Consider the following 3933-nt stretch of genomic DNA (forward strand, 5'->3'; position numbering starts at 1 on the left):
CGCCCGCGTCGCGCGCGGCGGTGAGGTCCGCCAGGTGCTTGAGGCCGCTCTCCGCCACCAGCGCGGTGGACCGGGCGCGCAGCGCGGGCATCACCCGGAGCGCCGTGCCGGTGTCCGTCTTCAGCGTGGCGAGGTCGCGGTTGTTGAGGCCGATGATGCTCGCGCCCGCGGCGAGCGCGCGTTCGGCGTGCGCCTCCGTGTGGGCTTCCACGAGCGCGGCCACGCGCACCTGCTTCGCGGCGGCGATCATCTCCCGGAGCTCCGCGTCCGTCAGCGCGTCCGCGATGAGCAGCACCGCGTCCGCGCCCCAGGCCGCGCTCTCCTCCACCTCGCTGGCGGCGACGAGGAAGTCCTTGCGCAGCACGGGGATGGAGACGGCGGCCCGGACCGCGACCAGGTCCTCCAGGCTGCCGCCGAAGTCCGGCCCGTCCGTGAGCACGCTGATGGCGCAGGCGCCGGCGGCTTCATAGGAGCGGGCCACCGCGACGACGTCCGCGTGGGGGAAGGCGCCGCCCGACGGGCTCTTGCGCTTCACCTCCGCGATGACGTTGACCGGATGTCCCAACACGCGGCGGACCAGCGCCTGGGCGAAGTCCCGCGTGGGGGGCTGCGCGCCGTGCGTGGGCGGAGGACGGGTCCCCAGCTCCCGGCGCTTGCGCGCCATGATGACGTCCAGCGTGCCGGGGGCCTCCGCGGGCTTCGCGGCCGAAGAGGAGGTCGTCATGCCGCGGCCTTCTGGATGAGCGCCGTGAGCTTGCGTTCGGCGGCCCCGGAGTCGATGGCGTGCTCGGCCCGCTTCACGCCCTCCTTCAGGCTGTCCACCAGCCCCACGATGAGCAGCGCGGCGGCCGCGTTGAGCAGCACCGCCGTGCGCACCCCGTCACGCTCTCCGGCGAGCAGCGCGCGCAGGCGCTTCGCGTTCTCCTCCGCGTCGCCTCCGGCGATGGACTCGCGCGGCACCGTGGACAGGCCCGCGTCCTCCGGCGTCACCGTGAAGCGGCGCACGGTGCCGTCCGCGCACAGCTCCGCGACCTCCGTGGGCGCGCACGGCGAAATCTCATCCAGCCCGTCGTGCCCGTGCACCACCCAGGCGCGCCGGCTGCCCAGCCGCCCCAGCACGCGCGCGGTCTGCTCCACGCGCTGCCGGTCGAACGTGCCCAGCAGCTGGTAGCGCGCCCCCGCCGGGTTCGTCAGCGGCCCCAGCAGGTTGAACACGCTGTGGAAGCCCAGGTCCCTGCGCGCCTGCGCCACGTGCCTCAAGGCGCTGTGGTGCGAGGGCGCGAAGAGGAAGCCCACCCCGTGCTCGTCGATGTCGCGCGCCACCTGCGCGTGCGCCCGCTCCATGGACACGCCCAGCGCCGCCAGCACGTCCGCGCTGCCGCAGCGGCTGGAGACCGCGCGGTTGCCGTGCTTGGCCACCGTCGCCCCCGCCCCGGCGGCCACGAAGGCCACCGCGGTGGAGATGTTGAAGGTGTGCGCCCCATCACCCCCCGTACCGCAGGTGTCGAGCACCACCTCCGCCAGGGGAGCAATCTTCGCCGCGCAGGCCCGCATGGCCTCCGCCGCGCCGAGGATTTCGTCCTCGGTCTCCCCCTTCATGCGCAGCGCGGCCGCCAGCGCACCGACCTGCGCGGCGGAGGCCTCGCCCGCGAGCATCTGGCCCATGACAGAGGCCATCTCCTCGCGGAGAGGTCGCGCCGGCCCACCACCCTGCCCAGCGCTTCCTTGAGCGTCATGGCCTATCCCAGCCGGACCATCTCGCGGCCCATCGCGGCGGCGATGGCCCGCACCTCGCCCATGGCCTTCTCGAACTCGGAGAAGTCCAGCGACTGGAAGCCGTCCGACTTCGCGCGCGGCGGATCCGGGTGGACCTCCACGATGAGGCCGTCCGCGCCCGCGGCGACCGCGGCCCGCATCATCGCGGGGACGGCCTTGCGCACGCCGATGCCGTGCGAGGGGTCCACGAACACGGGCAGGTGCGACAGCGCCTTGAGCATGGGCACCGCGTTCAGGTCCAGCGTGTTGCGCGTCATGTTCTCGAACGTGCGGATGCCGCGCTCGCAGAGGATGACCTGGGTGTTGCCGCGCGCGACGATGTACTCGGCCGCCATCAGCAGCTCCTTGATGGTGGCGCTGATGCCGCGCTTGAGCAGCACGGGCTTGCGCGTCTCACCCACCGCCTCCAGCAGGCTGAAGTTCTGCATGTTGCGCGCGCCCACCTGGAGGATGTCGGTGTGCTCCACGACGGCCGCCAGCGTCGCCGTGTCCTTCACCTCCGTCGTCACCAGCAGGCCCGTCTCCTTGCGCGCCTCCGCCAGCAGCGCCAGGCCGTCGCCCTTGAGGCCCTGGAACTCATAGGGGCTGGTGCGCGGCTTGAACGCGCCGCCGCGCAGCATGGTGGCGCCCGCCTTCTTCACCGCCTGGGCGGTGGAGATGATCTGCTCGCGCGACTCCACGGAGCAGGGGCCCGCGATGACGTGGATGGCGGCGCCGCCGAGCGTGAGGTTGCCCACGCGCACCTGGCTGTCCTCCTGCTTCACCTCGCGGCTGACCAGCTTGAACGGCTGGGAGATGGGGATGGCGTCCGCGACGCCGGGCAGCACGCGGAAGGGCTCCGGCTCCACCGCGCCCGGGTTGCCCGTGATGCCGATGGCGGTGCGAGAGCCCCCTGGAATCGCGTGCGGATGCCAGCCACGGCGGCGGATCTCATCGTTCACTCGCTCGATGTCCTGGGCCGTCGCGTCTGGGCGCATCACGATCAACATGGGGGACTCCTGCTCTTTCTCTCCAAAGGACACACCGGCGGATGCCAGTGTGGGCGTGCTTGGGGCATCGGGCACACGGGAAACGTTTGCCGGAACTGTCGGATGCCCGCAACCGAACCAGAGTCTTGCTTGCACGTCCTGGTGTTATCAAGCCAGCTTCCGCACGCTCGCTGTACGGGAGGCGGACCATGGCGAAGCGGCCCGGAGTCATCGTCGTGGGCGGAGGGCTCGCGGGCCTGGCGTGCGCGACGGCGCTGCTCGAAGCCCGGGTGGACGCCCGCATCCTGGAAGCAGGGGACGCGCCGGGCGGAAGGGTGCGCACCGACTCGCACGAGGGGTTCCTGCTGGACCGGGGCTTCCAGGTGTACCTCACGGCCTACCCCGAGGGCCGGCGCGTGCTGGACCTCCAGGCCCTGTCGCTCCAGCGCTTCATCCCAGGCGCGAAGGTGTGGCGGGGTGGGCGGCTGCACACGGTGGCGGACCCGCTGCGGCAGCCCGTCACGGCGGTGTCACACCTGTTCGACGCGCCGGGAGGGCTGGCGGACAAGCTGCGCGTGCTGGAGCTGCGGCAGCTGTCCACGTCCGGCGAGCTGGGGGACCTGTGGCAGCGGCCGCAGCAGGAGTCGTGGCACCTGCTGCGCGACCTGGGCTTCTCCGAGGAGATGCTCGAGGCGTTCTTCACGCCCTTCTTCGGCGGCATCTTCCTGGAGCGCGGGCTGACGACGTCCAGCCGGATGCTGGAGTTCGTGTTCCGGATGTTCGCGAGGGGCCACGCGGCCGTGCCGGCGAACGGGATGGGGGCCATCCCCGAACAGCTGGCGGCGAGGCTGCCGTCGGCCGCGCTGCGGATGGGCGTGCGCGTGGAGGAGGTGTGGGGCCACCGCGTGCGCCTGCCGGGCGCGGAGATGCTGCACGCGGACGCCGTGGTGGTGGCGACGGACCCCTCCACCGCGGCGTCGCTGCTCGTGGGCATGCCGGCGCCCCGGATGAACCGCGTGACGTGCCTGTACTTCGCCGCGCCGGAGCCGCCGGTGGAGGGGCCCTGGCTCACGCTCAACGGCGAGGGGCGCGGGCCGGTGAACAACGTGGCGGTGATGAGCGAGGTGTCCGCCGCGTACGCGCCCCCGGGGCAGGCGCTGGTGTCCGTGTCGGTGGTGGGCGACGCGGG

General features: G+C 72.7%; 3 protein-coding genes and 1 pseudogene. 1 reads left to right on the top strand and 3 read right to left on the bottom strand.

Annotated elements, in window-relative coordinates:
• From ACLEQD_RS38580 to aroF, 3 genes and pseudogenes are all read right to left on the bottom strand, one after another.
• Positions 1–724, bottom strand: a 724-nt coding sequence (locus ACLEQD_RS38580) for an indole-3-glycerol phosphate synthase TrpC (protein ID WP_410390855.1), incomplete at its 3' end; no start/stop codon positions are given.
• Positions 721–1736, bottom strand: a pseudogene (trpD, locus tag ACLEQD_RS38585) (anthranilate phosphoribosyltransferase). The pseudogene trpD and the gene ACLEQD_RS38580, both read right to left, overlap by 4 nt.
• Positions 1737–1739: 3 nt before the next feature.
• Positions 1740–2765 (bottom strand): 3-deoxy-7-phosphoheptulonate synthase, encoded by a 1026-nt coding sequence (gene aroF / locus ACLEQD_RS38590; RefSeq protein ID WP_410390857.1) that lies wholly within the window; start codon positions 2763–2765, stop codon positions 1740–1742.
• A 188-nt stretch (positions 2766–2953) separates the two neighbouring features.
• Here aroF and ACLEQD_RS38595 point away from each other — a divergent pair.
• Positions 2954–3933: NAD(P)/FAD-dependent oxidoreductase (locus ACLEQD_RS38595; RefSeq protein ID WP_410390858.1), on the top strand; the 980-nt coding region annotated here is incomplete at its 3' end.

Source organism: Corallococcus sp. 4LFB, assembly GCF_046520365.1.
GTDB classification, from domain to species: Bacteria; Myxococcota; Myxococcia; order Myxococcales; family Myxococcaceae; genus Corallococcus; species Corallococcus caeni.

Coding starts and splice junctions, on each gene's coding strand:
- aroF (WP_410390857.1), bottom strand. CDS start 2,765: ATGTTGATCGTGATGCGCCCAGACGCGACGGCCCAGGACATCGAGCGA.